This is a genomic window from Bradyrhizobium sp. JR4.1 (genome assembly GCF_040548605.1).
Lineage (GTDB): Bacteria > Pseudomonadota > Alphaproteobacteria > Rhizobiales > Xanthobacteraceae > Bradyrhizobium > Bradyrhizobium canariense.
In genome coordinates this window covers 417,471-440,465 of sequence record NZ_JBEPRY010000003.1, presented here as the reverse complement: position 1 = coordinate 440,465, position 22,995 = coordinate 417,471, and the positions used below count along the sequence as shown (strand labels likewise).

The 22,995-nt window shown below is 62.6% G+C and carries 20 protein-coding genes; 12 read left to right on the top strand and 8 right to left on the bottom strand.

What is annotated here, in order from left to right; all coding sequences use genetic code 11:
• Positions 1-332: 332 nt before the first annotated feature.
• A complete protein-coding gene (parE, locus tag ABIB90_RS10670) occupies positions 333-2,375 on the bottom strand; it encodes a DNA topoisomerase IV subunit B (RefSeq protein ID WP_018454437.1) in 2,043 nt (680 codons plus the stop codon).
• A 273-nt stretch (positions 2,376-2,648) separates the two neighbouring features.
• Here parE and ABIB90_RS10665 point away from each other — a divergent pair, with 273 nt between their 5' ends.
• From ABIB90_RS10665 to ABIB90_RS10640, 6 genes are all read left to right on the top strand, one after another.
• Positions 2,649-3,179 (top strand): DedA family protein, encoded by a 531-nt coding sequence (locus ABIB90_RS10665; RefSeq protein ID WP_354167694.1) that lies wholly within the window; start codon positions 2,649-2,651, stop codon positions 3,177-3,179.
• Positions 3,180-3,297: 118 nt separating this feature from the next.
• Positions 3,298-5,955 (top strand): DUF3857 domain-containing protein, encoded by a 2,658-nt coding sequence (locus tag ABIB90_RS10660; RefSeq protein ID WP_354167696.1) that lies wholly within the window; start codon positions 3,298-3,300, stop codon positions 5,953-5,955.
• Between the two features lie 297 nt (positions 5,956-6,252).
• Positions 6,253-6,921, top strand: coding sequence for an FMN-binding negative transcriptional regulator (locus tag ABIB90_RS10655; RefSeq protein WP_354200676.1), 669 nt, complete (start codon positions 6,253-6,255; stop codon positions 6,919-6,921).
• A complete protein-coding gene (argC, locus tag ABIB90_RS10650; protein WP_354167702.1) occupies positions 6,918-7,916 on the top strand; it encodes an N-acetyl-gamma-glutamyl-phosphate reductase in 999 nt (332 codons plus the stop codon). The genes ABIB90_RS10655 and argC (ABIB90_RS10650) overlap by 4 nt, the downstream gene beginning before the upstream one ends.
• Positions 7,917-8,015: 99 nt before the next feature.
• Entirely contained in the window at positions 8,016-9,062 is a 1,047-nt protein-coding gene (argC, locus tag ABIB90_RS10645; RefSeq protein WP_007591529.1) for an N-acetyl-gamma-glutamyl-phosphate reductase, read from the top strand.
• Between the two features lie 14 nt (positions 9,063-9,076).
• Complete coding sequence (locus ABIB90_RS10640) at positions 9,077-9,664, top strand: class I SAM-dependent methyltransferase (RefSeq protein WP_007591528.1); 588 nt, start codon at positions 9,077-9,079, stop codon at positions 9,662-9,664.
• Positions 9,665-9,686: 22 nt separating this feature from the next.
• Here the strand turns inward: ABIB90_RS10640 and ABIB90_RS10635 are convergent, their stop codons facing one another.
• Both ABIB90_RS10635 and ABIB90_RS10630 read right to left on the bottom strand, forming a co-directional pair.
• Positions 9,687-10,085, bottom strand: coding sequence for an MAPEG family protein (locus ABIB90_RS10635; protein ID WP_354167706.1), 399 nt, complete (start codon positions 10,083-10,085; stop codon positions 9,687-9,689).
• A gap of 65 nt (positions 10,086-10,150) precedes the next feature.
• Positions 10,151-11,959, bottom strand: a complete 1,809-nt coding sequence (locus ABIB90_RS10630; protein WP_007591526.1) for a PHA/PHB synthase family protein — start codon at positions 11,957-11,959, stop codon at positions 10,151-10,153.
• Between the two features lie 256 nt (positions 11,960-12,215).
• Here ABIB90_RS10630 and ABIB90_RS10625 point away from each other — a divergent pair, with 256 nt between their 5' ends.
• The 4 genes from ABIB90_RS10625 (at position 12,216) to glpX (ending at position 16,412) form a co-directional block, all read left to right on the top strand.
• Entirely contained in the window at positions 12,216-12,491 is a 276-nt protein-coding gene (locus tag ABIB90_RS10625; RefSeq protein ID WP_035992760.1) for a hypothetical protein, read from the top strand.
• Positions 12,492-12,705: 214 nt separating this feature from the next.
• Positions 12,706-13,926 carry an LL-diaminopimelate aminotransferase gene (locus ABIB90_RS10620; protein ID WP_018454429.1) on the top strand — a complete coding sequence of 407 codons (1,221 nt, stop codon included), beginning with the start codon at positions 12,706-12,708 and terminating at the stop codon, positions 13,924-13,926.
• A 29-nt stretch (positions 13,927-13,955) separates the two neighbouring features.
• Positions 13,956-15,272, top strand: coding sequence for a homoserine dehydrogenase (locus ABIB90_RS10615; protein WP_007591523.1), 1,317 nt, complete (start codon positions 13,956-13,958; stop codon positions 15,270-15,272).
• A 138-nt stretch (positions 15,273-15,410) separates the two neighbouring features.
• Positions 15,411-16,412 (top strand): class II fructose-bisphosphatase, encoded by a 1,002-nt coding sequence (gene glpX, locus ABIB90_RS10610; RefSeq protein ID WP_007591522.1) that lies wholly within the window; start codon positions 15,411-15,413, stop codon positions 16,410-16,412.
• Between the two features lie 91 nt (positions 16,413-16,503).
• Here glpX and ABIB90_RS10605 read toward each other — a convergent pair whose 3' ends face one another.
• Positions 16,504-17,553 (bottom strand): hypothetical protein, encoded by a 1,050-nt coding sequence (locus tag ABIB90_RS10605; protein ID WP_354167711.1) that lies wholly within the window; start codon positions 17,551-17,553, stop codon positions 16,504-16,506.
• 311 nt (positions 17,554-17,864) lie between these two features.
• Between ABIB90_RS10605 and ABIB90_RS10600 the strand changes: the two genes are divergently transcribed.
• Positions 17,865-18,593 (top strand): haloacid dehalogenase type II, encoded by a 729-nt coding sequence (locus ABIB90_RS10600; RefSeq protein WP_219680299.1) that lies wholly within the window; start codon positions 17,865-17,867, stop codon positions 18,591-18,593.
• A 30-nt stretch (positions 18,594-18,623) separates the two neighbouring features.
• Here ABIB90_RS10600 and ABIB90_RS10595 read toward each other — a convergent pair whose 3' ends face one another.
• From ABIB90_RS10595 to ABIB90_RS10580, 4 genes are all read right to left on the bottom strand, one after another.
• Entirely contained in the window at positions 18,624-20,444 is a 1,821-nt protein-coding gene (locus tag ABIB90_RS10595) for a peroxidase family protein (RefSeq protein WP_354167715.1), read from the bottom strand.
• A gap of 192 nt (positions 20,445-20,636) precedes the next feature.
• Positions 20,637-20,777: a hypothetical protein gene (locus ABIB90_RS10590; protein ID WP_354167718.1), complete on the bottom strand. Its 141-nt coding sequence runs from the start codon at positions 20,775-20,777 to the stop codon at positions 20,637-20,639.
• 61 nt (positions 20,778-20,838) lie between these two features.
• The gene (locus ABIB90_RS10585) at positions 20,839-21,321 is read right to left on the bottom strand and encodes a bleomycin resistance protein (RefSeq protein WP_354167721.1); all 483 of its coding nucleotides are present in this window, start codon (positions 21,319-21,321) and stop codon (positions 20,839-20,841) included.
• A gap of 92 nt (positions 21,322-21,413) precedes the next feature.
• The gene (locus ABIB90_RS10580; protein WP_354167724.1) at positions 21,414-22,079 is read right to left on the bottom strand and encodes a GntR family transcriptional regulator; all 666 of its coding nucleotides are present in this window, start codon (positions 22,077-22,079) and stop codon (positions 21,414-21,416) included.
• Positions 22,080-22,196: 117 nt separating this feature from the next.
• Here ABIB90_RS10580 and ABIB90_RS10575 point away from each other — a divergent pair, with 117 nt between their 5' ends.
• A complete protein-coding gene (locus ABIB90_RS10575) occupies positions 22,197-22,991 on the top strand; it encodes an enoyl-CoA hydratase/isomerase family protein (RefSeq protein WP_354167727.1) in 795 nt (264 codons plus the stop codon).
• The last annotated feature ends 4 nt before the right edge of the window (positions 22,992-22,995 follow it).

Here is a 22,995-nt window from a genome sequence, read left to right as displayed (position 1 = left end):
GAGTGTCGCTGTCGAAGTATGCAATAACCCTGCATTATCAAAGTGATACGCCGAATTTTGCGATTTGTATTTTGGTAACTTCTCGTTAGTGAATCCGGCTTTGTCCGAAACGGAGGCAATCCTGCATCAGCCTGACTGGGTGAGTCGTTGGCCGAGTCGCGATGCGACGAGGCAGGGAATCACCGAAATCGAGGCGGACCGTTGGCAGGATGGTCGGGCAGGATCGGCGGGCAGGATCGGCGGGAAAGAGCGGTTGTCGTCCCCAAAAACAAAAGAGCCCCGGGCTTCATGCCGGGGCTCTGGATGGGATGCGACCGGGTAGCGCCTGCGGATCAGACGTCCAGCAAATCGTCATTGGCGAATTCGGCCTTGTCCGAGATGAACGCGAAGCGCGCTTCGGCCTTGGTGCCCATCAAGCGCTCCACCGAATCCGCCGTGGTGTCGCGGTCGTCGGCGAGCAGAACCACTTTCAGCATGGTCCGCTTTGCCGGATCCATGGTGGTTTCCTTGAGCTGCGCCGGCATCATTTCGCCGAGGCCTTTGAAGCGATTGACCTCGACCTTGGCGTTGGCGTTGAACTCGCTCTTGATCAGCGCCGCCTTGTGCGCGTCATCGCGGGCGTAGACCGACTTCGTGCCGTTGGTCAGCTTGTAGAGCGGCGGTACGGCGAGGAAGAGGTGGCCTTCGTCGATCAGCCGCGGCATCTGCCGATAGAAGAAGGTGATCAGCAGCGAAGCGATGTGGGCACCGTCGACATCGGCGTCCGTCATGATGATGATGCGCTGGTAGCGCAAATCCTCTTCGCGATACTGCGCGAGCATCCCGCAGCCGATCGCCTGCACGAGGTCGGCGAGCTGCGTGTTTGCCGTCAGCTTGTCCTTGCCGGCGGACGCGACGTTGAGGATCTTGCCGCGCAGCGGCAGCACGGCCTGGGTCTTGCGGTCGCGCGCCTGCTTGGCGCTGCCGCCGGCCGAGTCACCCTCGACGATGAAGAGTTCTGAGCCTTCCAAGCCGGCATCGCTGCAATCGGCGAGCTTGCCGGGGAGGCGCAGCTTCTTGCCGGCGGTCTTGCGCGCGGTCTCCTTCTCCTGCCGGCGGCGCAGTCGCTCCTCGGCGCGGTCGACCACGAAGTCGAGCAGCCGGTTGGCCTGGTTCGGATTGCCCGACAGCCAATGGTCGAACGGATCTTTCATCGCCTGTTCGACGATGCGCTGCGCTTCGGCGGTGGCGAGACGGTCCTTGGTCTGGCCCTGGAATTCAGGCTCGCGCACGAATACCGAGAGCATCACGGCTGCGCCCACCATCACGTCTTCAGACGTAATGGACGACGCCCGCTTGCCCTGGCCGACGCGTTCGGCGTGATCCTTGAGGCCGCGCAGCAGCGCGCTGCGCAGGCCGGATTCGTGCGTGCCGCCGTCGGGCGTCGGCACGGTGTTGGTGTAGGAGGAGAGGAAGCCGTCGGCATCCGCGGTCCAGGCCACAGCCCATTCGCAGGCGCCATGCGCGCCGTTGCGGCCCGACTTGCCCGAGAAGATGTCGGGATGCACCAGCGTGTCGGCATGGATCGCGGCCGCCAGATAATCCTTGAGGCCACCGGGAAAGTGGAACGTCGCTTCCGCCGGCACGTCGTCGACGCCCTTGAGCAGTTCGGGCGCGCAATTCCAGCGGATCTCGACACCGCCGAACAGATACGCCTTCGAACGCGTCATCTTGAACAGGCGCTGCGGCTTGAACGCGGCCTTGGCACCGAAGATGTCGGTGTCCGGCTTGAAGCGCACGCGGGTTCCGCGGCGGTTGTTGATCTTGCCGAGATCCTCGAGCTTGCCCTTCGGGTGCCCGCGCTCGAACGTCATGCGATAGAGTTTCTGGCTGCGCGCGACCTCGACCTCGAGCAGCGAGGAGAGGGCGTTCACCACGGAGATGCCGACGCCGTGCAGGCCGCCCGAGGTCTCGTAGACCTTGGAGTCGAACTTGCCGCCCGAGTGCAGCGTGCACATGATGACTTCGAGCGCCGACTTCTTCGGGAATTTTGGATGCGGATCGACCGGGATGCCGCGGCCGTTGTCTGTGACCGTCAAAAAGCCGTCCGCGCTCAACTCGACTCCGATGAAGGTCGCGTGCCCCGCCAGCGCCTCGTCCATCGAGTTGTCGATAACTTCGGCGAAGAGGTGATGCAGCGCCTTCTCGTCGGTACCGCCGATATACATGCCGGGCCGGCGGCGCACCGGTTCCAGACCTTCGAGCACCTCGATGTCGGCTGCCGTGTAGTCGGCCTCGGCGCCGCCCGCGCGCGGGGCGGCCTTGGCTGCGCGGGGCTTGGGCTCATCGCCGCCGAAAAAATCGTCTTTTGCTTTGGGCTTCAACTGCTTGGACATATATCTTTATGCGCTTTGAGGGCCGCATGAGCGGCGAATCGGTTGGGCCGACTATGCCACTTCTGACCTTGAAAGGTTATCGCAGGGCGGGCCGGGCGGTGTGGTTGGGAGCCAATCCCGGCAATTTTACGCCGCAGCCCCACCAGTTCCCGGCAATGTGACGGTCCGGTCCGGTCTGGACCGGACTTTGTGACTTGATGTCACACAAGTCCTTGGCTTACCAGTCCTTTTCATCGAGCAGCACCTTCGGGCAGGGCGGAAAGGCTATTTTGAATGGAGCAGTTTGCGCACGCGCTGGCCGATTTCGTGCGCGCTCATCAGACGTGGGCAGCTCCCATCGTGTTCCTGCTCGCTTTCGGGGAGTCGCTCGCGTTCATCTCGCTGCTGATCCCGGCCTGGGGCGCGTTGGTCGCGATCGGCGCGCTGATCGGCGCGAGTGGCATCAGCTTCTATCCGGTCTGGATCGCCGGCGGCGTCGGCGCGGCGCTGGGCGACTGGGTCTCCTATTGGTTCGGCTATCGCTACAAGGAGAAGGTCGCCCAGATGTGGCCGCTCTCGCGTTACCCGGAACTCCTGCCCAAGGGTGAGGCCTTCGTGCGCAGCTGGGGCGTGCCGAGCATCTTCATCGGCCGCTTCTTCGGCCCCTTGCGTGCCTCCGTGCCGCTTGCAGCCGGCATTTTCGAGATGCCCTATTGGAGCTTCCAGGCCGCCAATTTCGTCTCGGCGCTGATCTGGTCGGCGGCGCTGCTGCTGTTCGGCGACGTGATCGCCAAGATCATGGAATGGCTCTGGCGGGTGGTGTGACAAGACGCACGGATTGGAAGGGTCGTGGAGAAACTTAAAAGTTGTTCTTTCCGAGAGTGCGGCTGGTAATTTTCACCTGCTAGTTGAGCTGCCGACCTGAGGGCCGAGCGCTCAGCATATGATCGTACGAATTTGTTCAGCTTTTCTGGCAGCATTGCTGCTCTCGTCGCCGTGCATGAAATTGCGTGCCGCCGAGTCACCGGATAGCGACGGTAGACCCGGCTGGATCGACCCGGGCTGGCGCCGAACGGTGGCCCGCGATGCCGTTAGCTTCGATGAGAACGGGCTCAGCACCGAGGTCTTCGAGTTCGAAATCAAGGCGCTCGACGAGAAGGGCGCAGCAGCCATCGCGCAGCAACGTTTTCAATACAACAGCTATTTTGACGATTTGACGTCAATCGAGCTTGCCACTCTCAAGGCAGACGGCGGCGTGGTCGCGGTGGATCAGCGCGCCATTCGCGATCAACCGGCATCGACAGATTCCTCATCGCCCTATTTCGACGAGGTGCGCGACAGGATCATCGCCTTTCCGCATGTTGCTCCCGGCGACAGCATCCGCGGGCGTCTGGTCTACAAGGCCAAGCAGCCGAGATTTCCGGGTGAGTTTGCGCGCTTTTGGAGCGAGCCGGCTAACCAGCCACCCGAGTTACTCGAAGTGACCGTTGACGGACCGGCATCCAGGCCGCTGCGGATCGCATTGCGCAACGTCGAGCACCATGAAGAGAGAGTGAACGATCGGATCATCCATCGGGTGCGTTTCCGGCAAGACGCGCCGAGACCCCGGCAGATCGACGAGGAGACTCTCGCGGGTGCAGAGCGTTTCGAGGTGAGCACGTTTGCTGACTATTCCGCTTTCGCGGCGACGCTGAACTCCCGCAACGCGCCCGTGGCGCGACCGGATGAGAGGATTACACGACTTTCGCAGGAGATCGTCGGCGACGCCATCGGCGCACGCGCGAAGATCGAGCGCATCTACAATTGGGTGGCCCGTAATATCCGCTACGTCGGCATTGGCCTCGAGGACGGCGGCTGGACGTCTCAGCCCGCCTCGGCCGTGCTTGCGTCGCGCTATGGCGACTGCAAGGCGCATGCGACACTGTTCAAGGCGCTGCTCGCCGCCCAGGGCATAGAAGCCAATCTGGTCGCGGTGAACTCGGACGCAAGGTACACGCTCACCGAAGTGGCGACGCCAAATTTTGACCACGCGATCGCTTACGTCCCGGAGATTGACCAGTACCTCGATCCGACAGCCTCTCTCTTTGCCTTCGGATCGCTGCCGCCGGAGCTTGCGGGCAAGCCGGTCCTCAACATCGACAGAGGTGTCTTGGGCCGCATCCCCATGACCGAGCCGGCGCGCTTCCGGCTGGCCGCGGAAACGGACTACGTCCTTGGCAAGGACGGGAAGCGCGAGGTCCGGTCGATCCTGTCCGGGACAGGCGTCGGTGCACAATTAGGACGCGTGGTCGCGCAGGGCTTGGATGATGCGGATCGGCGGATGGCCGCCAGCCGGCTGATCGAGCAGGCCGGCCTGACCGGCACCGGTGATTATACTTACCCCAATCCGCGCGAGCTGACGGACAACTACGCCATCACGTCAACATTTCAGATCAGCAAAGCCCTCGAAGTTGATCGGCCCACGCGCGTCAGGATGTTGCCTTTGACGGATCCAAGGCAATCGCTCTTGCGGTTGGTTGCGCGCCAGGCGAGCGGGCGGCCGTTTGTTTGTCGGCCGATGGAATACCGCGAGGCCGCTTCGCTCACGATTCCCGAAAGCACTTTCTTCTACGAAAAACCGGCGCCGGTCGTCTATTCGGCGACTTTCGAGGGCAGGACAGGCTACGGAGACGTTCACGGCCGGATTGACGTAAGTGGTACCATTGACCTCGATGGCCGAACCATTCGTTCCAACGCAGTTCTTCGCCTTACACTCGATGCGCCGGTCTGTCCGGCAGAGTTTGCTCCGGCAATCGAGAAAGGGTTCGATAAGCTTGACGAGTTCAAGTACGGGCTGATCGGCGTGACCTCGAAAGGCGGATCTTCGGTCATCGACGTCAGCGCCGACTTCAAGGACGGCGTGAGCGCATATCTTGCGCATGATTTTGAACGCGCGATGGAGCGCTTGAAGCCGCTGGCTGAAATCGGAAGCGCACGTGCGCAATTCTATCTGGGAGCGATGTACCGGAACGGAAGTGGGACTAAGCGCAATAGCGCGGAGGCCATCAAATGGTTTCGCCTGTCTGCCGAACAGGGCGATGCCTACGGCCAGGAGAATCTTGCGTACGTCTATGAGATGGGCCTGGGTACAGCTCGCGACGAGAAGCAGGCGGCCGACTGGTACGCCAAGGCAGCGGATCAGGGGAACGCTTTTAGCCAATCCCGACTTGCAGCTATGTACTGGGACGGACGCGGCGTTCCCCAAGACTTCTCTTTGGCTTTCGATCTGTTTTCGAAGGCGGCTGACCAAGGCTTGACGTTCGCGCAAACACGTCTGGGCCTCTTGCACATCAAAGGCGAAGGCGTGCCGCAGGATCTCGCCAAGGGTATATCCTTGCTGCGCAAGGCCGCTGATCAGAACGACGGGTTGGCCCAATACAATCTGGGGTGGGCGTATGAGAGCGGCACGGGCGTGCCCAAGGACACCCGGCAGGCGATCAAGTGGTACAGCAAAGCGTCCAATCTTGGAAACGGCCAGGCAAGCGCCCATTTATACGAGCTAACCCGCGCAGGTTCCTTTTGGGAGATTCTCTTCAGCCGGCTCGGCATGGCCAGGTGGTAGCGACGGCGAGTGCAGGCCAGCCGATCGAGCGCACCGGCCCCCTCTCTTGGCTACGGCAGCCCGGAATGACCGGTTCCAATACCTTGACGGCTCGCCGATATGGCCCTATAGCCCCGCGCCATGATCAACGCCGCGACCCTTTTGTTCGCCCGTCGCCGCCGCCGCTCTTTAGCGGTTTGGGCGGTCGATCGCGTTTGAGATCATCGTCTTTGCCGCTGGATCCGATCCGCGGCATTCTCTCTCCTGTCAGCGCGATCTGATCCGGCGGCCCCCAAGGAGGCCCAGCAGGAGACAACGATGTACACGCCACCCTTTTTCAAGCAAGACCGCGCCGCGAGCCTGAAATTTGCCGACACGCGCGGCTTCGGCACCGTGTGCGCCTTCGACGGCCACAAGCCGGTCGCCTCGCCAATTCCGTTCTATCTGACCTATGCCGCGGACGGCACGCCGCAGGCTGCCTTTCATGTCGCCCGTCACAATCCGCTGCTAAAGCTTGCGGACGGGACGAGCTCCTGGCTGCTCGCGGTCAACGGCCCCGATGCCTACGTGTCGCCGGACTGGTACGTCTCGCCGGATCAGGTGCCGACCTGGCTGTACCAGTCGGTGCATCTCAGCGGGCCGGTGCGGCTTCTGTCGGATGACGAGCTGGCGGTGCAGATCGACACGCTCAGCGAGAAGTTCGAAAACTGGCTGTTGCCGAAGACGCCATGGACGTCGGGCAAGATGATGGCCGGCAGGCTGGAAGCGTTGAAGAAGGGAATCGTAGGGCTGGTCATGGCGGTTGAAGAGGTCGAAGGCAGCTTCAAGCTCAACCAGCACAAGTCCGACGCCGACTATACGGCGATCGCCAATGCGCTCGGCGCGCAAGCCCATGCCGACGCCAGGGAAATCTCGCAACTGATGCAGGACGTGAGGCCGGAGGCCTTCGCACCCGAAACCAACATGCTCGAAAGGAGCGCGCCATGACCTTTTCTGAAGCCAGCCTCGTTGACACCAAAAATGCCCCCAAGGCCGGCGCTGCGACAAAGCCCGCCACCGTCTTCGTCGACGGCGGCTCCGGCACCACCGGGCTCGGCATCAACGAGCGGCTGAAGCTGCAGAACGACGTGGTCGTGAAGACGATCGCCGACGACAAGCGCAAGGATCCCGCCGCGAAGAAGGCACTGATGGAGGAGGTCGACCTCGTCATCCTCTGCCTGCCGGACGATGCTGCCAGGGAAACGGTTGCGCTGATCGACAGCATGGGGCCGTCGGGGCCGAAGGTGCTGGATGCCTCGACCGCGTACCGGGTCGCGCCCGACTGGGCCTATGGCTTTCCGGAACTGACGCCGGATCAGGCTGGCAAGATCAAGGCTGCGAAGAAGGTCTCCAATCCCGGCTGCTATCCGACCGGCGCGATCGCGCTGCTGCGACCGATCGTCGATGCCGGCCTGCTGCCTGCGGACTATCCCGTCACCGTCAATGCGGTGAGCGGCTATTCCGGCGGCGGCAAGTCGATGATCGCGACTTTCGAGGACGGCAGCGCGCCGTCCTTCGAACTCTACGGCCTCGGCTTCGAACACAAGCATCTGCCGGAGATGCAGCTCTATTCGAACCTGACCCGGCGGCCGATCTTCATCCCTTCCGTCGGCAATTTCCGGCAGGGCATGCTGGTCTCGGTGCCGCTGCAGCTCGACACGCTGCCCGGCAAGCCCAGCGGCGCCGATCTCCACGCCGCGCTGGCAAAGCGTTACGCCGGCTCGAAATACGTCTCGGCGATGCCGCTTCAGAACGAAGCGACCAAGGACGGCAAGCTTGAGCCGGAAGCGCTCAACGAGACCAATATGCTCGAGCTCTACGTCTTCGCCAGCGACAAATACCACCAGGCGGTGCTGGTCGCGCGGCTCGACAATCTCGGCAAGGGTGCGTCCGGCGCGGCCGTGCAGAACATGCGACTGATGTTGGGCCTTGCCGACGAGTAGCCGATCGAGCGTTGCTCGCGAGGCCAGCCCGGCGGACGAAGCGATGCTGCAACTTTCGGCCCGGCAAGACGATCCAGTGACGCCTGAAAGGAACGCGTGATGAGCTCGAAGAAGATCGGCATTCTCGGCGCCTCCGGTTACACCGGGGCCGATGCGGTGCGCCTGTTGGCGCGGCATCCGAATGCCGAGATCGTCGCGCTCACCGCCAACACCCACGCCGGCAAGTCGATGGGCGAGGTGTTTCCGCATTTCTTCATGCTGGATTTGCCCCAACTCGTGGAATGGGAAGAGGTCGACTGGAGCAAGCTCGATGCGGTGTTCTGCGGGCTGCCGCACGGCACCACGCAGCAGATCATCGCGGCCGTGCTGAAGGCCAACCCGAAGATCAAGGTCCTCGACATGTCCGCCGATTTCCGGCTGCGCGACAAGGACACCTACGCGCAGTGGTACGGCCACGAACATCAGGCACTCGAGTTGCAGGGCGAAGCCGTTTACGGCCTGACCGAATTCTATCGGGAGAAGATTGCCGCGGCGCGGCTGGTCGCCTGTCCCGGCTGCTATCCGACGGCAGCGTTGTTGGCGCTGGTGCCGCTGGCGAAAGCAAATCTGATCGACGTCGATGACATCCTGATCGACGCCAAGTCAGGCGTCACCGGCGCCGGACGCGGCCTGAAACAGAACACGCTATTCAGCGAGGCGGGCGAGGGGATTTCGCCGTATTCGGTCGGCACGCACCGGCATGCGCCGGAGATCGAACAAGAGATCGGCGTCGCGGCGGGCGCGAGCGTGACCGTCAATTTCACGCCGCATCTCATACCGATGTCGCGGGGCGAGCTCTGCACGTCCTACGTCAAGCTCAATGGCGCGACGCCGGACGATTTGCGGGCCGCCCTCGAGAAAGCCTACGCGAACGAGCCGTTCGTGCATGTCGTCAAGAAGGGCGTGCTACCGCAGACCCAGAACGTACGCGGCTCGAACTATGTCCAGATCGGTGTCATCGCCGACCGGATCAAGAACCGCGCCATCGTGATTTCGGTGCTTGATAATCTGGTGAAGGGCTCGGCCGGTCAGGCGATCCAGAACATGAACCTGATGTTCGGATTTCCCGAGACCGCTGGACTGGAGCAGATCGCGCTGTTTCCCTGATCGGAGTGGCCGCCGTGGACCAAGGGACTCTGCAATTCTATCGGAGCAACGCCAGGTCCTATGCGGACTGGGCGAAGGCGCCCTCGACGCGGCTGCGAGGCTTTCTCGCTCTGCTGCCGTCCGGCGGCTCGATCCTCGAGCTCGGCTGTGGCGCCGGCAATCATTCGGCGGTGATGCTGGCCGAAGGTTTTTCGGTGCGCGCCACCGACGGCTCGCCTGAAATGGCCGAGATCGCGTCGCAGCGGCTCGGTCATGCCGTCGAGGCGATGCGGTTCGACCAGCTTGACGCGCACGAGGCCTATGACGGCGTCTGGGCCAGCGCCTGTCTCCTGCACGTACCGCGCGACGAACTCGCCGGCATCCTGGCGCAGATTCGTCGCGCGCTCAGGCCGTCAGGCGTGTTCTACGCCAGCTACAAGATGGGCGAGGGCGATGGCCGGGACAGTCTCGGGCGCTATTACAATTATGCGTCGCCGGAATGGCTCGAGGCGACCTACGCCAGCGCAGGTCCATGGATCACGCTGTCGTCGGACAGGAACGTGATCCAGAGCTTCGACGAGACGCCGGCGAACATGCTGCATCTCGTCGTTCGCAAGGCCTGATTTCAGACTACAAGGCCTGATCTCAAACCACCTTGAAGATCGCGACGGCCAGCACGGCCTGCGCGATGAAGCCGACGGTGAAGGCCAATGTGCGGAACACCGGGATCCCGAGCGCATAGACGATCAGATGCGCGACGCGGGACCAGAAATAGACGGCGCAAGCAAGCACCGTCCATTTCGAGGAATGGTCGATCGCGTTCAGGATCAGCACCAGCGGGGCGAACAGCACGAGGTTCTCGACGGCATTGTCATGCGCGAACATCAGACGGTTCGCCCATTCCGACTGCGGCTTGTCGGTGCGCGAGGGATTGGCCATCGCGCCACCGAGGCCGCGAATCTGGCAGCGGTTGATGGTGTAGGGAATCCAGAGGATTCCGGTCAGGACCACCGTCAGTGTCAGCCAGAACAATTCACGCGTCATAACCCGGTCCCCTCATCAATTTCTGCCGCAGGCGTGGAGCTTATACGAAAGCGCGGAAGATTCTGCTATGCGCGAACCCTGACATAGCTGCCGGGCGCGTCCTCGATCGGGGGAAACGCCTCGCTGCCGACCGTGCGGGCCGGGACTTCCTCGGGATCGAGTGCGCCCAGCCATTGCCGCCAGTCCGGCCACCACGAGCCCTTGTGCTCGACCGCGCCCTTCATCCACTCGGCGACATTGGCGGACTTCACGTTGTCGTTGGTCCAGTACTGGTATTTGTTCGAGGCGGGCGGATTGACCACGCCGGCGATGTGGCCCGAGCCGGACAATACGTATTTCACCGGACCGCCGAAGAACTGGGAGCCGTACAGCACCGATTCTGCCGGCGCGATATGGTCCTCGCGGGTTGCGAGATTGTAGATCGGCACCATGACCTTGGAGAGATCGAGCAAGGTGTTGTCCAGCACCAACGTGCCGGTCGAGAGCCGGTTCTCAAGATAGCAATTGCGCAGATAGTACGAATGGTTCGACGCGGTCATGCGCGTCGCGTCCGAATTCCAGTGCAGCAGGTCGAACGCGCTCGGCTGTTGGCCCTTGAGGTAATTGCTGATGACATAGGACCAGATCAAATCGTTGGAGCGCAGCATGTTGAAGGCCATCGCCATCTTCGAGCCTTCGAGCACGCCGGCCGCCTTCATGTCCTGCTCGAGGGATGCGATCTGCTCCTCGTCGACGAACACGAGCAAATCACCGGCATGGGTGAAGTCGACCTGTGCCGCGAAGAATGTCGCGGACGCCACACGCTGGCGGCGCTTCTCGGCGAGCCAGGCCAGCGTGGTCGCGAGCATGGTGCCGCCGACGCAATAGCCGGCGGTGTGCACCTTCATCTCGCCGGTGACCTTCTCGATCACGTCCATCGCCGTGAGCGGGCCTTCCTTCATGTAGTCTTCCCAGCTCTTGGCACCGAGCCGCTTGTCGGGATTGACCCATGAGATCACGAACACGGTGATGCCCTGATCGACGCACCACTTGATGTAGGATTTCTCCGGCTTGAGGTCGAGGATGTAGAACTTGTTGATCCAGGGCGGGATGATCAGGAGCGGCGTCCGCAGCACGTTCTCCGTCGCCGGCGCATACTGGATCAGCTGCATCATCTCGTTCTGGTAGATCACCTTGCCGGGCGTCGTCGCCATGTTCACGCCGACGACGAGATTGTCCGGATCGGACTGACGGATCTTCAGCGTGCCCTTGCCGGCGGCGATGTCCTCGGCCAGCATCTTCAGCCCGCGCGCGAGATTTTCGCCGCTGCTGGCCACCGTCGCGCGCAGCACTTCCGGATTGGTTAGCACGAAGTTGGACGGCGACATCGCGTTGGTGAGCTGCTGGACGTAGAACTCGGCCTTGCGGCGTGTCTGCGGATCGAGCCCCTCGGCGTCGCGCACAAGCTCCTGCGCAAATTTGGTAGTGAGCAGATAAAGCTGCATCACGAAATCGAAGAACTGGTTCGACTTCCATTCCGGATCGGCAAAGCGCTTGTCGCGCGGCGAGGGCGCGATCGCGGGCGGGGCGTCCTGACCGGCCATGCGGCGCGCCGCCGAGCCCCAGAGGTCGAGATAGTCCTTGGCGAGCTTGGTCTGGAGTGCGGAAGACCGCGACGTATCCGACAGCCAGTATTCGGCGACGGCGGTGAAGGTCTTGACGACCTCGGCTAGCTCGGCCGGCGGACGATCCTGCACCTCGCCGCTTTCGCGCGGCTTCAGGTACGCGGCGAGCGCCTTGCCGCCGCTCTCCATCGCCCGCGCGACATTCATCGCGAAGGCTTCCGCATCGAACTTCGTCTCGGGTTTGGGCGTATCGATCGTGGCCATACTCATGAGCAGAACAGTAACGATTCATTCCGTATTCGTCACCGCGAAGCTCGCATGTTTGGCGTTAAACACTCGCGAAGATGTGTTGCAGTGCGACAAATTTTCTTGGTTCCGTCACAATCGAGCCGCACCGCTCGGCTTGGTGGGGTATCTGGGCTATTTTCTCGCTCGCACCATTTGGGCAGCAATGGTTTGAGCTTGGGCGCGGGCTTGGGTAAGGTTGCCCGGGGCCGTGCTTTGGGACGAAGTGGGGATTTCCCTAGTGTTGGCGTTGAGGGACCTGCAAAAGTCGCGGCGGATCTGTGGCGCGCTGCTGATGGTGGCGCTCGCCCTAGGCGGCTGCTCGAGTCAGCTTGCGGATATGACGCCTTCCGATGCGCAAGCGCATCCCAGGGAGGCCGGGAGCTATCTGCCGGTGCACGATCTGCCTCCGGATCGCGATCAGGCGGTCATCCCGCCGGACCAACGCGCCAAGATCGAGGCCGAGCTTGCTGCCGCGCGCGACCGTCAGGCGGTCGCCACCAAGGACGCGAAATAGGGCCCTGCAAGGTAATCGCTGGCGCCTCCGCCTCGCCGTGCTAAAAGACCTTAGTTCAGCCGAGAGTCAGGGCGAACGACTTCAGTCAACGTCGTCGATAATTGCTCTAAGTATTTGATCTTGAGTAATTTTCGCGAAGGACGCGGGCGCCTTCCGCCTGGTCTTTATGGCCTGTCGATTCTGTCCTGACCGGTTGCCCGGAGCCGAGAGAGCCATGGAAGAGTTTTACCGCATCCGCCGCCTTCCGCCTTACGTATTCGAACAGGTCAACCGGGCCAAGGCAGCCGCGCGGAATGCCGGCGCCGACATCATCGACCTCGGCATGGGCAATCCGGACCTGCCGGCGCCGGCGCATGTGCTGGAGAAGCTGAAGGAGACGCTGGGCAAGCCGCGCACCGACCGCTACTCGGCCTCCCGCGGCATCCCCGGGCTGCGCCGGGCCCAGGCCGGCTACTACGCCCGCCGTTTCGGCGTGAAGCTCAATCCCGACACCCAGGTGGTGGCGACGCTCGGCTCCAAGGAGGGGTTTGCCAACGTGGCGCAGGCGATCACCGCGCCCGGCGACGTCATCCTCTGTCCCAATCCGAGCTACCCGATTCACGCCTTCGGCTTCTTGATGGCGGGCGGCGTGATCCGCTCGGTGCCCTCAGAGCCGACGCCGCAATTCTTCGAGGCGGTCGAGCGAGCGATCGTGCATTCGATCCCGAAGCCGCTGGCGCTCGTCGTCTGCTATCCTTCGAACCCGACCGCCTATGTTGCGAGCCTCGACTTCTACAAGGACCTGGTCGCGTTCGCGAAGAAGCACGAGATCCTGATCCTGTCCGATCTCGCTTATGCCGAGGTTTATTTCGACGAAAGCAACCCGCCGCCCTCGGTGCTCCAGGTGCCGGGCGCGATGGACGTCGCCGTCGAGTTCACCTCGATGTCGAAGACCTATTCGATGGCTGGCTGGCGCATGGGCTTCGCGGTCGGCAACGAGCGCGTGATTGCGGCACTCGGCCGCGTCAAATCCTATCTCGATTACGGTGCGTTCACGCCGATCCAGGTCGCAGCGACCGCCGCGCTGAACGGACCGGACGATTGCATCAAGGAGATGCGCGACACCTACCGCAAGCGGCGCGACGCGCTGGTGGAATCGTTCGGCCGTGCCGGCTGGGAGATCCCACCGCCGGAAGCGTCGATGTTCGCCTGGGTGCCGCTGCCGGAAGCCTTCCGCAGCGTCGGCAGCATGCAGTTCGCGACCCTGATGGTGGAGAAATCCGGTGTCGCGGTCTCGCCCGGCGTCGGCTTCGGCGAGCATGGTGAAGGATATGTCCGTATCGCCATGGTGGAAAACGAGCAACGGATCAGGCAGGCCGCGCGCGGCGTGCGCCGCTTCCTTGAAAGCGGCATCGAAACGTTGCACAACGTCGTTCCGCTCGCCACTCGGCGTTAAGTTCTCTTCCGCAGGTTTTCCAAGGCATCATGGTTGCACCCCTGAAAGTGGGCATAGCGGGGCTCGGCACCGTGGGCGCCGAAGTTGTCCGTCTGATTGAAACGCAGGCGCGCGTGCTTGCCGGCCGCAGCGGCCGCGGCATCCGCGTCGTCGCCGTCACCGCGCGCTCGAAGGCCAAGAAACGCGGCGTCGATCTGCGCGGCGTCGAGTGGGTCAAGGATCCGCTTGCCCTCGCCACGCATCCCGGCATCGACTGCTTCGTCGAGCTGATGGGGGGCTCCGGCGATCCCGCCTTGTCGGCGGTCGAGGCCGCGCTCGCTGCCGGTAAATCCGTCGTCACCGCCAACAAGGCGTTGCTGGCAAAGCACGGCCTCAAGCTGGCAAAGGCCGCCGAAAAGCACGGCGGCGCGCTGAATTTCGAGGCAGCCGTCGGCGCTGCGATCCCTGTCATCAAGACGTTACGCGAAGGCCTTGCCGGAACCGGCATCAACCGGGTCTACGGCATCCTCAACGGCACCTGCAATTACATCTTGACCCGGATGGAGCAGGAGGGCCTGTCCTTCGCCGAATGCCTGAAGGACGCGCAACGGCTCGGCTATGCCGAGGCCAATCCGTCCTTCGACGTCGACGGCCACGATACCGCGCAAAAGCTCGCCATTCTCGCCAGCCTCGCTTTCGGCACGAAAGTTGCTCAAAGCGCGGTGTATGTCGAAGGTATCTCCTCCATCGCGCCGGAAGATCTCCGTGCCGCTGACGATCTCGGTTACCGGCTCAAGCTCCTCGGCGTCGCGGTTCGCACCGCCAAGGGCATCGAGCAGCGCGTGCATCCGACCATGGTTCCGAAATCCTCGTCGATCGCACAGGTGATGGGTGTCACCAATGCGGTCACGATTGATGGCGAGGGCATCCCGCCGATCACGCTGGTCGGCCCCGGTGCCGGCGGCGCTGCGACCGCATCCGCCGTCGTGGCCGACATCGCCGACGTCGCGCGCGGCATTCGCGCCAATCCGTTCGGCCGGCCGATTTCGCAGCTGCGCGATACCAAGAAGGCGCCGATGGAGCGCCATGAGGGCGGCTACTACATCCGACTTCTGGCACGCGATTTCCCGGGCACCGCGGCTGCGATCGCGACGCGGCTTGCGGAGCAGAAGATTTCGATCGAGTCGATCGTGCAGCGCCATCCCAATGGCGGCGCTGCGCCGGCAGACGGCAAGGCGGTCCCGGTGCCCGTCATCCTCATCACCTATGCCACGCACGAGGACGCCGTGCGCCGCGCGCTCGCGGCCGTGCAGAAGGACAAGGTGATCAGTGGGCGACCCCAGGTCATCAGGATCGAGAAGAACTGAGCATGACCCGGAAAAGTGTGAAGCGGTTTTCCGGAAAGGTCATGTTCCAAGAATAAGACACGGTTCGAACGAACTGTGGGTGTTACGAGTTGATGCGACGGAGATGTCCGTCCAAAACTGTTTCGAAGGAGTGAGCCGATGTCGACCCATATTTCAGTCCCGCCGCAAGCGTTGCTCGAGCGCATTCTCACGCTGGAGATCGTGCGTGTGACGGAGCGGGCGGCGGTGTCTTCGGCGCGTCTGCGCGGGCACGGCAACGAGAAGGCGGCCGACCAGGCCGCGGTGGACGCGATGCGGCGCGAGCTCAACAAGCTCCCGATCGAGGGCACCATCGTCATTGGCGAGGGTGAGCGCGACGAGGCGCCGATGCTCTTCATCGGCGAGAAGGTCGGCATGAACGCCGGCCCGCAGGTCGACATCGCCGTCGATCCGCTCGAAGGCACCACGCTGTGCGCCAAGAACATGCCGGGCTCGATCGCCACCATGGCGATGGCCGACGGCGGCACGCTGCTGCACGCGCCCGACGTCTACATGCAGAAGCTCGCGATCGGTCCCGGCTATGACAAGGGCGTCGTCGAGCTCGATGCGACACCGGCCGAAAACGTCCACCGCCTCGCCAAGGCCAAGGGCGTCAAGCCCGACGGCATCACCGTTCTCGTGCTCGACCGGCCGCGCCATGCCAGCATCATCGAGAGCGTACGCTCGACCGGCGCCGCCGTGCGCCTGATCACCGACGGCGACGTCGCCGGCGTGATCCACTGCGCCGACCCCGACAATACCGGCGTCGACATGTATCTCGGCACCGGCGGCGCGCCGGAAGGCGTGCTCGCGGCCGTGGCGCTGCGCTGCATCGGCGGCCAGATGCAGTGCCGTCTCATCCTCGACTCCGAAGAGAAGCGCGAACGCGCCGCCAAGATGGGCGTCAACGATCCCAAGATGATCTACGGCATCGAGGACATGGCGCGCGGCGACTGCCTGTTTGCCGCCACCGGCGTCACCACGGGCTCGCTGCTGTCAGGCGTCAAATTCCGCAAGGACGGCGTGATCGAGACCGAGACGGTGGTGATGCGTTCCGTCACCGGCACCGTGCGCTACATCAAGGCCGAGCATCGCGAACTGGCGAAGTTCCATTTGGACTAGTGTCAGCGACGTCCGCCTGCGTTCGTTCGGCGAAATTAGCCGGACGTCGTCGCATACAGCACCAGGATGGACATGATCCATCGCCTGTCTACTAAGGGCTGCGCGGCGCGGCCGGCATGAACAAGAACGCATCGCGCAAGGTCAGAGCGAGTTGGAGCGCTTTTTGGAGCTCACCAACTTCCTCAGCCCAAGGCAGCAAAAAAGCCCTCGCTGACGCAATGTCTCCGCTCGCGAGCGCGCGGCGCGCATTCGTGTCCGCCTCGGCATAGGCGTCGGTCGCGAGCATTTTGGACAGCTCTTGCGATACGCCGCCATCGAGGATTTCCAGGCGAGCTTCCGATACGTAGTGATCTGGCCGCAGCTCTATCAGGTTCTCTGACTTCGCCGGATCGAAAAGCCCGACCTTGCCCAGCATGATCAGAAGCGGGTGATTTCGCGCGAGAGATGACGGAATGATCTGGTAGGTCTTGAGCCTTCCAGCTCGGTCTTGAAGAGAAAAGAACGAAATGACCGGCCCGATCCGAAAGCGCGAGTTGCGGTGGAGCACCGCAACGTGACCGATGTTCTCGTCATCGTCTTTGTACACCGTCCCGCTCTCGATGTTTTTGTCGAGGCCATTTGCAATCAAATAGGACGAAGCGTTGGCAACACGAAGCGTGACGCCGCGTTGGTCGAGTCCGTCCACCTCAAATTCGATCTCGCGTCCGATGAATGCGGACAGTCCGACCGTATAGGCTCCGACGGTCTCTCCGGAACGGAAGGGAATGATTTCCATCCACGATCCGAACGGATGATCCGGAAACGGCTCGAACGAGCGGCGTGACTGCTCGAGCCACATCTCGGGCGAGCGGCCCACATTGCCGCGCCAGACGACGCCGAGACAGCCGGGAAGTGCTTCAAGCACGGCGCCGACAAAGGCAGTCGTAAGGCGCACACTCTCGGCGAACCCAAGCGCTTTCGTTTCTGAGTTGTCTTCGGCGGAGCCCATTGTCGCGACGACGAGGTGCGCGCGGTGGCGGCCGGCGGCGTGGAAAGCCTCCGGCCATACCCAGGAGGCTCGCTGCCACAGCTGCTGATCGTAGGGCATGGGTGCGGGCATCAAGAGGATGGTCATGAGATGATCGCCGACGCGGATGAACATCGGACCGTCGGTATCGTTACTTGGTGCGACTGGGCTGCGGTCCCACCGCAAGCCAGGATGACGAACGCGTAACGTCTCGATTAAAGATGCCTCGTCCGGAAGGCGGGCATCCTCAAGCAATATACATGCAACAGGGATGGTGGTCATGACGGATGCGCTGCACCCCGACTGGTTGAGACCCGTCACTTTGTTCATCTTGCGCGTGTTTGATGTGCGGGACTAGCGCTATTGTTGCACGGAAAGGATCATGCTTTAAAGCCTTTCATCTGAGACGAAGCCAGCCGGGGCGCGGAAAATCCGCGAAGCGAAACATGACCACGACATCCGATCTCTCCGCCGTCAAAGCCCTCGTCTTCGACGTGTTCGGCACAGTCGTCGACTGGCGCACCAGCCTGATCACGGACTTCATGTGGTGGGCGAAGGGCCGCGGCATCTCCGCCGACTGGACCGCACTCGTCGACGGCTGGCGCGGCATGTACATGGCCTCGATGGATGACGTGCGCAAACATCCCGAGCGCGGCTATGTCATGCTCGATGATCTGCATCGCCGCTCGCTGGAAAAGCTGGTCGCGCAATTTTCGATTCCAGGCCTGACCGAAGCCGATCTCGATCACCTCACCAGGGGCTGGCACCGCCTGTATCCGTGGCCCGACAGTGTCGCGGGCCTGACGCGGCTGAAGACGAAATTCGTGATCTCGCCGCTGTCAAACGGCAATGTCGCGCTGCTCACCAACATGGCGAAGTTCGCAGGGCTTCCCTGGGACCTCATCATGTCGGCCGAGCTGTTCGAGCACTACAAGCCCGATCCCGAAACCTATCTCGGCGCCGCGCGCCTGCTCGGCCTCAAGCCGGAAGAGGTGATGATGGTCGCCGCCCACAACGGCGATCTCGCTGCCGCGCAGAAGAACGGGCTGAAGACGGCTTTCGTGGCGCGACCGACCGAATACGGTCCGCTCCAGAAGGTCGATTTCGAGGCCACCGGCAATTGGGACATCGTCGCCAGGGATTTTGGCGGAATCGCCGACAAGCTCGGGTGCTAAGGTGGCTGCGACTTTGCAGAGGGCCAAGGCTCAGCCTCGCAGCACGTTCCACGGGGCGAAGGCGTTGTTGACGCCCTCGAGCGCCGGTCCGAGTTGCGGCACATGCCGCAGCAGCACCGATTTCATTCCGTTGTTGTGGATCCAGTCCAGACCGAAATTGGTGTAGACTTCCGCCCGGTAGTCATCGGTGAAGAACCGGTCGCTCTTGAGACGCCGCGATGCCATCAGGATGAAAATGCGGAAGGCGGTATCGCTGAAGCCAAAACCATCCGGCAGGTCCTCGGCCAATAGTCCGACCATCAGATCAACGCGATCGACGTCGCCCTTGTAGATCGCGCGCATCTTCCTGGCCGCGCCGGGGATGCTGGTGATTTCCTCGAATGTGTTGACCCGCTTCTTGCCGACCAGTTCGCGAAACCGATTGTAGCGCGGCACGCCGCGCTCGCGATCGCGCATGATATCGATGGCGGCCACGTCCAGCAACGGCTGGCCGTCTTTCGTGAACTGGCGCAGGAAGTTGGGAAAATTGTAGAGGCGAATGGCGCCTGGATGAGCGGTGCCGAAGGAGTGGAGCAGGTTGGCGAAGCCGTGAGTCTGCATGAACTTGCGGGAGGCGGGGCCCTGCATATGGACCAAATCGCTAGGGGTAATCTCTGCGCTATCGAGCCGCCGTACATCCATCTTTTCGGGGATCAGCGGGTGCAGGCGGTACACGGCGGTGAATTCCTCCGTCATCGCGTAGGGCGCGCTGTGCTGATCCGTCGGAGAGCCGATGATACCAAAGGCGGCTTCGCTGTCCTTGCCGAGCACTGCGCGCAGCACCCGGCACGGGATCCCCGACCAGTTGGCGTGCATGCTGAAGTCCAGTGCGGGATGGCCGAGGATGCCTGGCGTCCATTCGACGGTGTGGATCTTGGCGATCAGGGCTGCGTTGATCAGGCGCGCATGCTGGAATAGCGCCTCGTCGTTCCAGGTCGGATACCGCGTCTTCAAGCCGTCGCAGATGACATTGTGCTCGCGTGCAAAGAGGTTGTGCAGCAGGCTGAGCCCCACCCACCAATTGTCATTGAAGCCGGTGAGATCGGCGCCCGGATGGACTGGATCGGCTGGAAGCATCCCATCATCGCCGACAGCGATCTTCCCATCTGCCCCGGAACGGATCTGCATCTGCCTCGCGCGGTCGCTGCCGTAGATCTGTCCGGCGTCCCACCAGTGCGAGTTGAGGTTGCGGAACGTGGGAGTCGCGCCGAGCCATGGTTCACGTGGCGTCTCGTCGCAAACGGTCCGACGGATCTTCATGCAGCCGTCGATCCGCTCATCCGCAGGCCATTCGTCGTTTGGCTTCAGCGGAATTTTGAACTCGTTTCCCGACTTAGGGGCCCCATGGCTGAACCAATTATGGGTTTCGAACTGGATCCAGGCGGCGGCCAGCAGATTGAGGCTGGTCGCGGGAATGAATTCGCGGCGCGCCAGCAATTCCTCCGAGATCACGCGCGGACTGGGTTCGAGCAGGTCGTCCAGACTGTCCGGTACACATTCGGGCAGCGCGAAATTGCGTCCGAACCGGGCGCCAGCCATCCCCATGCGCGGATGGTCGAGACTGTTGAACGAGCCGTCGGCGGAACGCCAGCGGTCATTGCCCGTGCTCCAGCGAGGCGATGTCGTGCCGTAGCCGGTATGGTGCAGATTGTGCTCACGCAGCCGGTCGCGGAACGCCGAGAGATTGGCAGCTCCGAGCAGGGTCGGCAGTTTGTCCCATGTGACAAAGAAGTTGACGGCCCGATAGACAACATCCGGGACCCATTGGAGCCGGTCACGATGGAAGACAAAACCATCGTTCTCGCGGGACATTGACGCTCCCAAACAATTCACGTCAATAAATGCGATCTGCAATTAGTAGCTGTAGTTCAATAACACCAAAATGTCCGCCTGCCAACGCCGCCGGAGACATTGCGGATTGCAATTGCTTGCCGGTCAGCCGGACAGTGGTGATCGTTCGGACGGCCCGGGCGCCGCGTGCGCCACCCGGACCTGATCCGCCGATTACAACGTCATCTGCATCGGTTCGGGATAATAGTGGAATCCTTCGCCGGCCTTGGTCGCAATTGCGGCGCGCGACAAAAGACGTCTGTTGCCGACGACCTTCGTCAGCACGATCCGACCAGTGCGATCGAATGCAATCAATGATTGTGTCGTGATTGTGTCTGCTGGCCGCGATACGGCGGGACGCATGAATCTTTTTGTGTCAGGAAGGCGTGCGCATGCCCAGGCGTTCGACGAAGCGCACGAGGTAACCATCCGGATCTTGAACGAGAAATTCCCGTTGTCCGTACTCGATAGCACCGACCCGGTACCAGGCTTCATTCGGCTGCTCGTAGAGCGGCCAGTTGTCATCGTCGAGAGCCCTCAGCATCGGATCGATGTGATCGACGGCCATCTGAAAATTGACGCCGCGTCCGAACGGGCGCTGCATTTCTGCCGTTTCCCAGCGTCCGTTCAACTCGCAGAGCATCACTTGCAGACGCCCCCGGACGAGATAGGCAAATCGCGCATCGGGGCGGTCATAAGCGATTTCGAAGCCGAGCAGGCCTCGCCAGAACGACAGGCTGTCTTGAATGCTGGTGACGCCGAGTTCGGGAACGAGATCGGCAAAGCCGCCTTGCGGCGTATTTCCGGTGCTGTCGGAGGTCGCGCGAGCGCCGGGATCGGAAAGCAGGGGCTTGGTCATTGCGGCTTGGCCTGATGGTCGTGATCGATGTGCGAGGCGGTTATGGCAGGGAAATGGTGCGACGGATAGAAGCCGAAGTGGCGAACGCCGTCTCACGCAATTCTCGGCGTGAGTTCGCTCCCTTCCGTTTCAGCAAAGCCCGCCTGCAAAACCTCTTCGCGCTTGTGGCGTAGATGCGCGCGCAGGATATGGGCGAGGCCGACGCCGTCGCGCCTCTGCAGTGCGTTCAGGATGGCATCGTGCTCCTTCACGGCGACCGCCCAGCGCTCGGGCGTCATCGGCGTGACATAACGCGCGCGCCGGATGCGCGCGGTCACCGACGCATACAGCCCTGCAAGCACCGGGTTTCCGGCCGCAGCGACGATGGCTTCGTGAATGGCGCGGTTGCCGCGATAGTACCGGATCAGGTCGCCCTCGCGATGATGATGCACCATCTCCGCATGCGCGGCGGCGATCGCGTCGATCTCGGGATCGGTGATGCGTTCGCAGGCGAGTTCGCCGGCGAGCGCTTCGAGACCCTGGCAGACCTCGAAGAGGTCGCGTATGTCCTTGTCGGTCAGTTTTGCGGCGCGCGAACCGCGATGCGGCAAAAGCTGCACGAGCCCTTCGGCGGCGAGCACCTTGAGCGCCTCGCGTAGCGGCGTGCGCGATATCTGAAGCCGCTCACACAGCTCGCGCTCGGGAATCCGCGCGCCCGGCGGGATTTCGCCGTCGAGCAGGATGGCACGGATGCGGCCGACGACTTCCTCATGGAGCATGGGTCTGAAGTCCATTTGAATGCAAAAATGAGGCTATATGCGAATTAATGCAAGTTCCAGCTTGTACATCGATCATTTTGCATTCAAAAATGTAGAAAAGCAGAAGGACATGAGGAAATGGACCAGCAGGTGGTGGCGGAAGACCTCGGTTTCGAGCGCCAGGACGGTATCGGGCGGATCACCTTCAACCGCCCGCAGGCGCGCAATGCCTTCACCTTCGCGATGTACGAGCGGCTCGCCGCGATCTGCGAGGAGATCAACGACGATCACGCGGTCAAGGTGCTGGTGCTGCGCGGGGCCGGCGACAAGGCGTTTGCCGCCGGCACCGACATCAATCAGTTCCGCGATTTCAAGTCGCCGCAGGACGCGATCGACTACGAGAACCGCATCGATCGGGTGCTGACCACGCTCGAGCAGTGCCGCGTGCCGACGATCGCGGCGATCAACGGGTTCTGCACCGGCGGCGGCGCGGGCATTGCCGCGGCCTGCGACCTCCGTATTGGCACCCAAAGCGCGAAAATCGGCTTTCCCATTGCCCGCACGCTCGGCAATTGCCTGTCGATGTCCAATGTCAGTCGTCTCACCGCGCTGATCGGCGCTGCCCGCGTCAAGGATCTCATCTTCACCGCGCGCCTCGTCGACGCGACGGAGGCGGCCAGTGTCGGGCTGCTCGGCGAGGTCGTCGAGGATCTTACCGCGCTCGACAGGCGCGCCGACGAGGTTGCCCGATTGCTTGCCAGCCACGCGCCGCTGACGCTGAATGCGACCAAACAGGCCGTGGCGCGTCTGCAAAGGCGGCTGACGCCGGACGAGGGCGAGGACCTCATCCTGATGTGCTACACGAGCCAGGATTTTCGCGAAGGGCTCGATGCTTTCCTCACCAAGCGCGCGCCGCAATGGCGCGGCCAATAGGACG

Bases quoted from the DNA above. Each gene is read 5' to 3' on its own strand.
- parE (WP_018454437.1), bottom strand. From the start codon at position 2,375: ATGTCCAAGCAGTTGAAGCCCAAAGCAAAAGACGATTTTTTCGGCGGC.
- ABIB90_RS10665 (WP_354167694.1), top strand. From the start codon at position 2,649: ATGGAGCAGTTTGCGCACGCGCTGGCCGATTTCGTGCGCGCTCATCAG.
- ABIB90_RS10660 (WP_354167696.1), top strand. From the start codon at position 3,298: ATGATCGTACGAATTTGTTCAGCTTTTCTGGCAGCATTGCTGCTCTCG.
- ABIB90_RS10655 (WP_354200676.1), top strand. From the start codon at position 6,253: ATGTACACGCCACCCTTTTTCAAGCAAGACCGCGCCGCGAGCCTGAAA.
- argC (WP_354167702.1), top strand. From the start codon at position 6,918: ATGACCTTTTCTGAAGCCAGCCTCGTTGACACCAAAAATGCCCCCAAG.
- argC (WP_007591529.1), top strand. From the start codon at position 8,016: ATGAGCTCGAAGAAGATCGGCATTCTCGGCGCCTCCGGTTACACCGGG.
- ABIB90_RS10635 (WP_354167706.1), bottom strand. From the start codon at position 10,085: ATGACGCGTGAATTGTTCTGGCTGACACTGACGGTGGTCCTGACCGGA.
- ABIB90_RS10630 (WP_007591526.1), bottom strand. From the start codon at position 11,959: ATGAGTATGGCCACGATCGATACGCCCAAACCCGAGACGAAGTTCGAT.
- ABIB90_RS10620 (WP_018454429.1), top strand. From the start codon at position 12,706: ATGGAAGAGTTTTACCGCATCCGCCGCCTTCCGCCTTACGTATTCGAA.
- ABIB90_RS10615 (WP_007591523.1), top strand. From the start codon at position 13,956: ATGGTTGCACCCCTGAAAGTGGGCATAGCGGGGCTCGGCACCGTGGGC.
- glpX (WP_007591522.1), top strand. From the start codon at position 15,411: ATGTCGACCCATATTTCAGTCCCGCCGCAAGCGTTGCTCGAGCGCATT.
- ABIB90_RS10605 (WP_354167711.1), bottom strand. From the start codon at position 17,553: ATGTTCATCCGCGTCGGCGATCATCTCATGACCATCCTCTTGATGCCC.
- ABIB90_RS10600 (WP_219680299.1), top strand. From the start codon at position 17,865: ATGACCACGACATCCGATCTCTCCGCCGTCAAAGCCCTCGTCTTCGAC.
- ABIB90_RS10595 (WP_354167715.1), bottom strand. From the start codon at position 20,444: ATGTCCCGCGAGAACGATGGTTTTGTCTTCCATCGTGACCGGCTCCAA.
- ABIB90_RS10585 (WP_354167721.1), bottom strand. From the start codon at position 21,321: ATGACCAAGCCCCTGCTTTCCGATCCCGGCGCTCGCGCGACCTCCGAC.
- ABIB90_RS10580 (WP_354167724.1), bottom strand. From the start codon at position 22,079: ATGCTCCATGAGGAAGTCGTCGGCCGCATCCGTGCCATCCTGCTCGAC.
- ABIB90_RS10575 (WP_354167727.1), top strand. From the start codon at position 22,197: ATGGACCAGCAGGTGGTGGCGGAAGACCTCGGTTTCGAGCGCCAGGAC.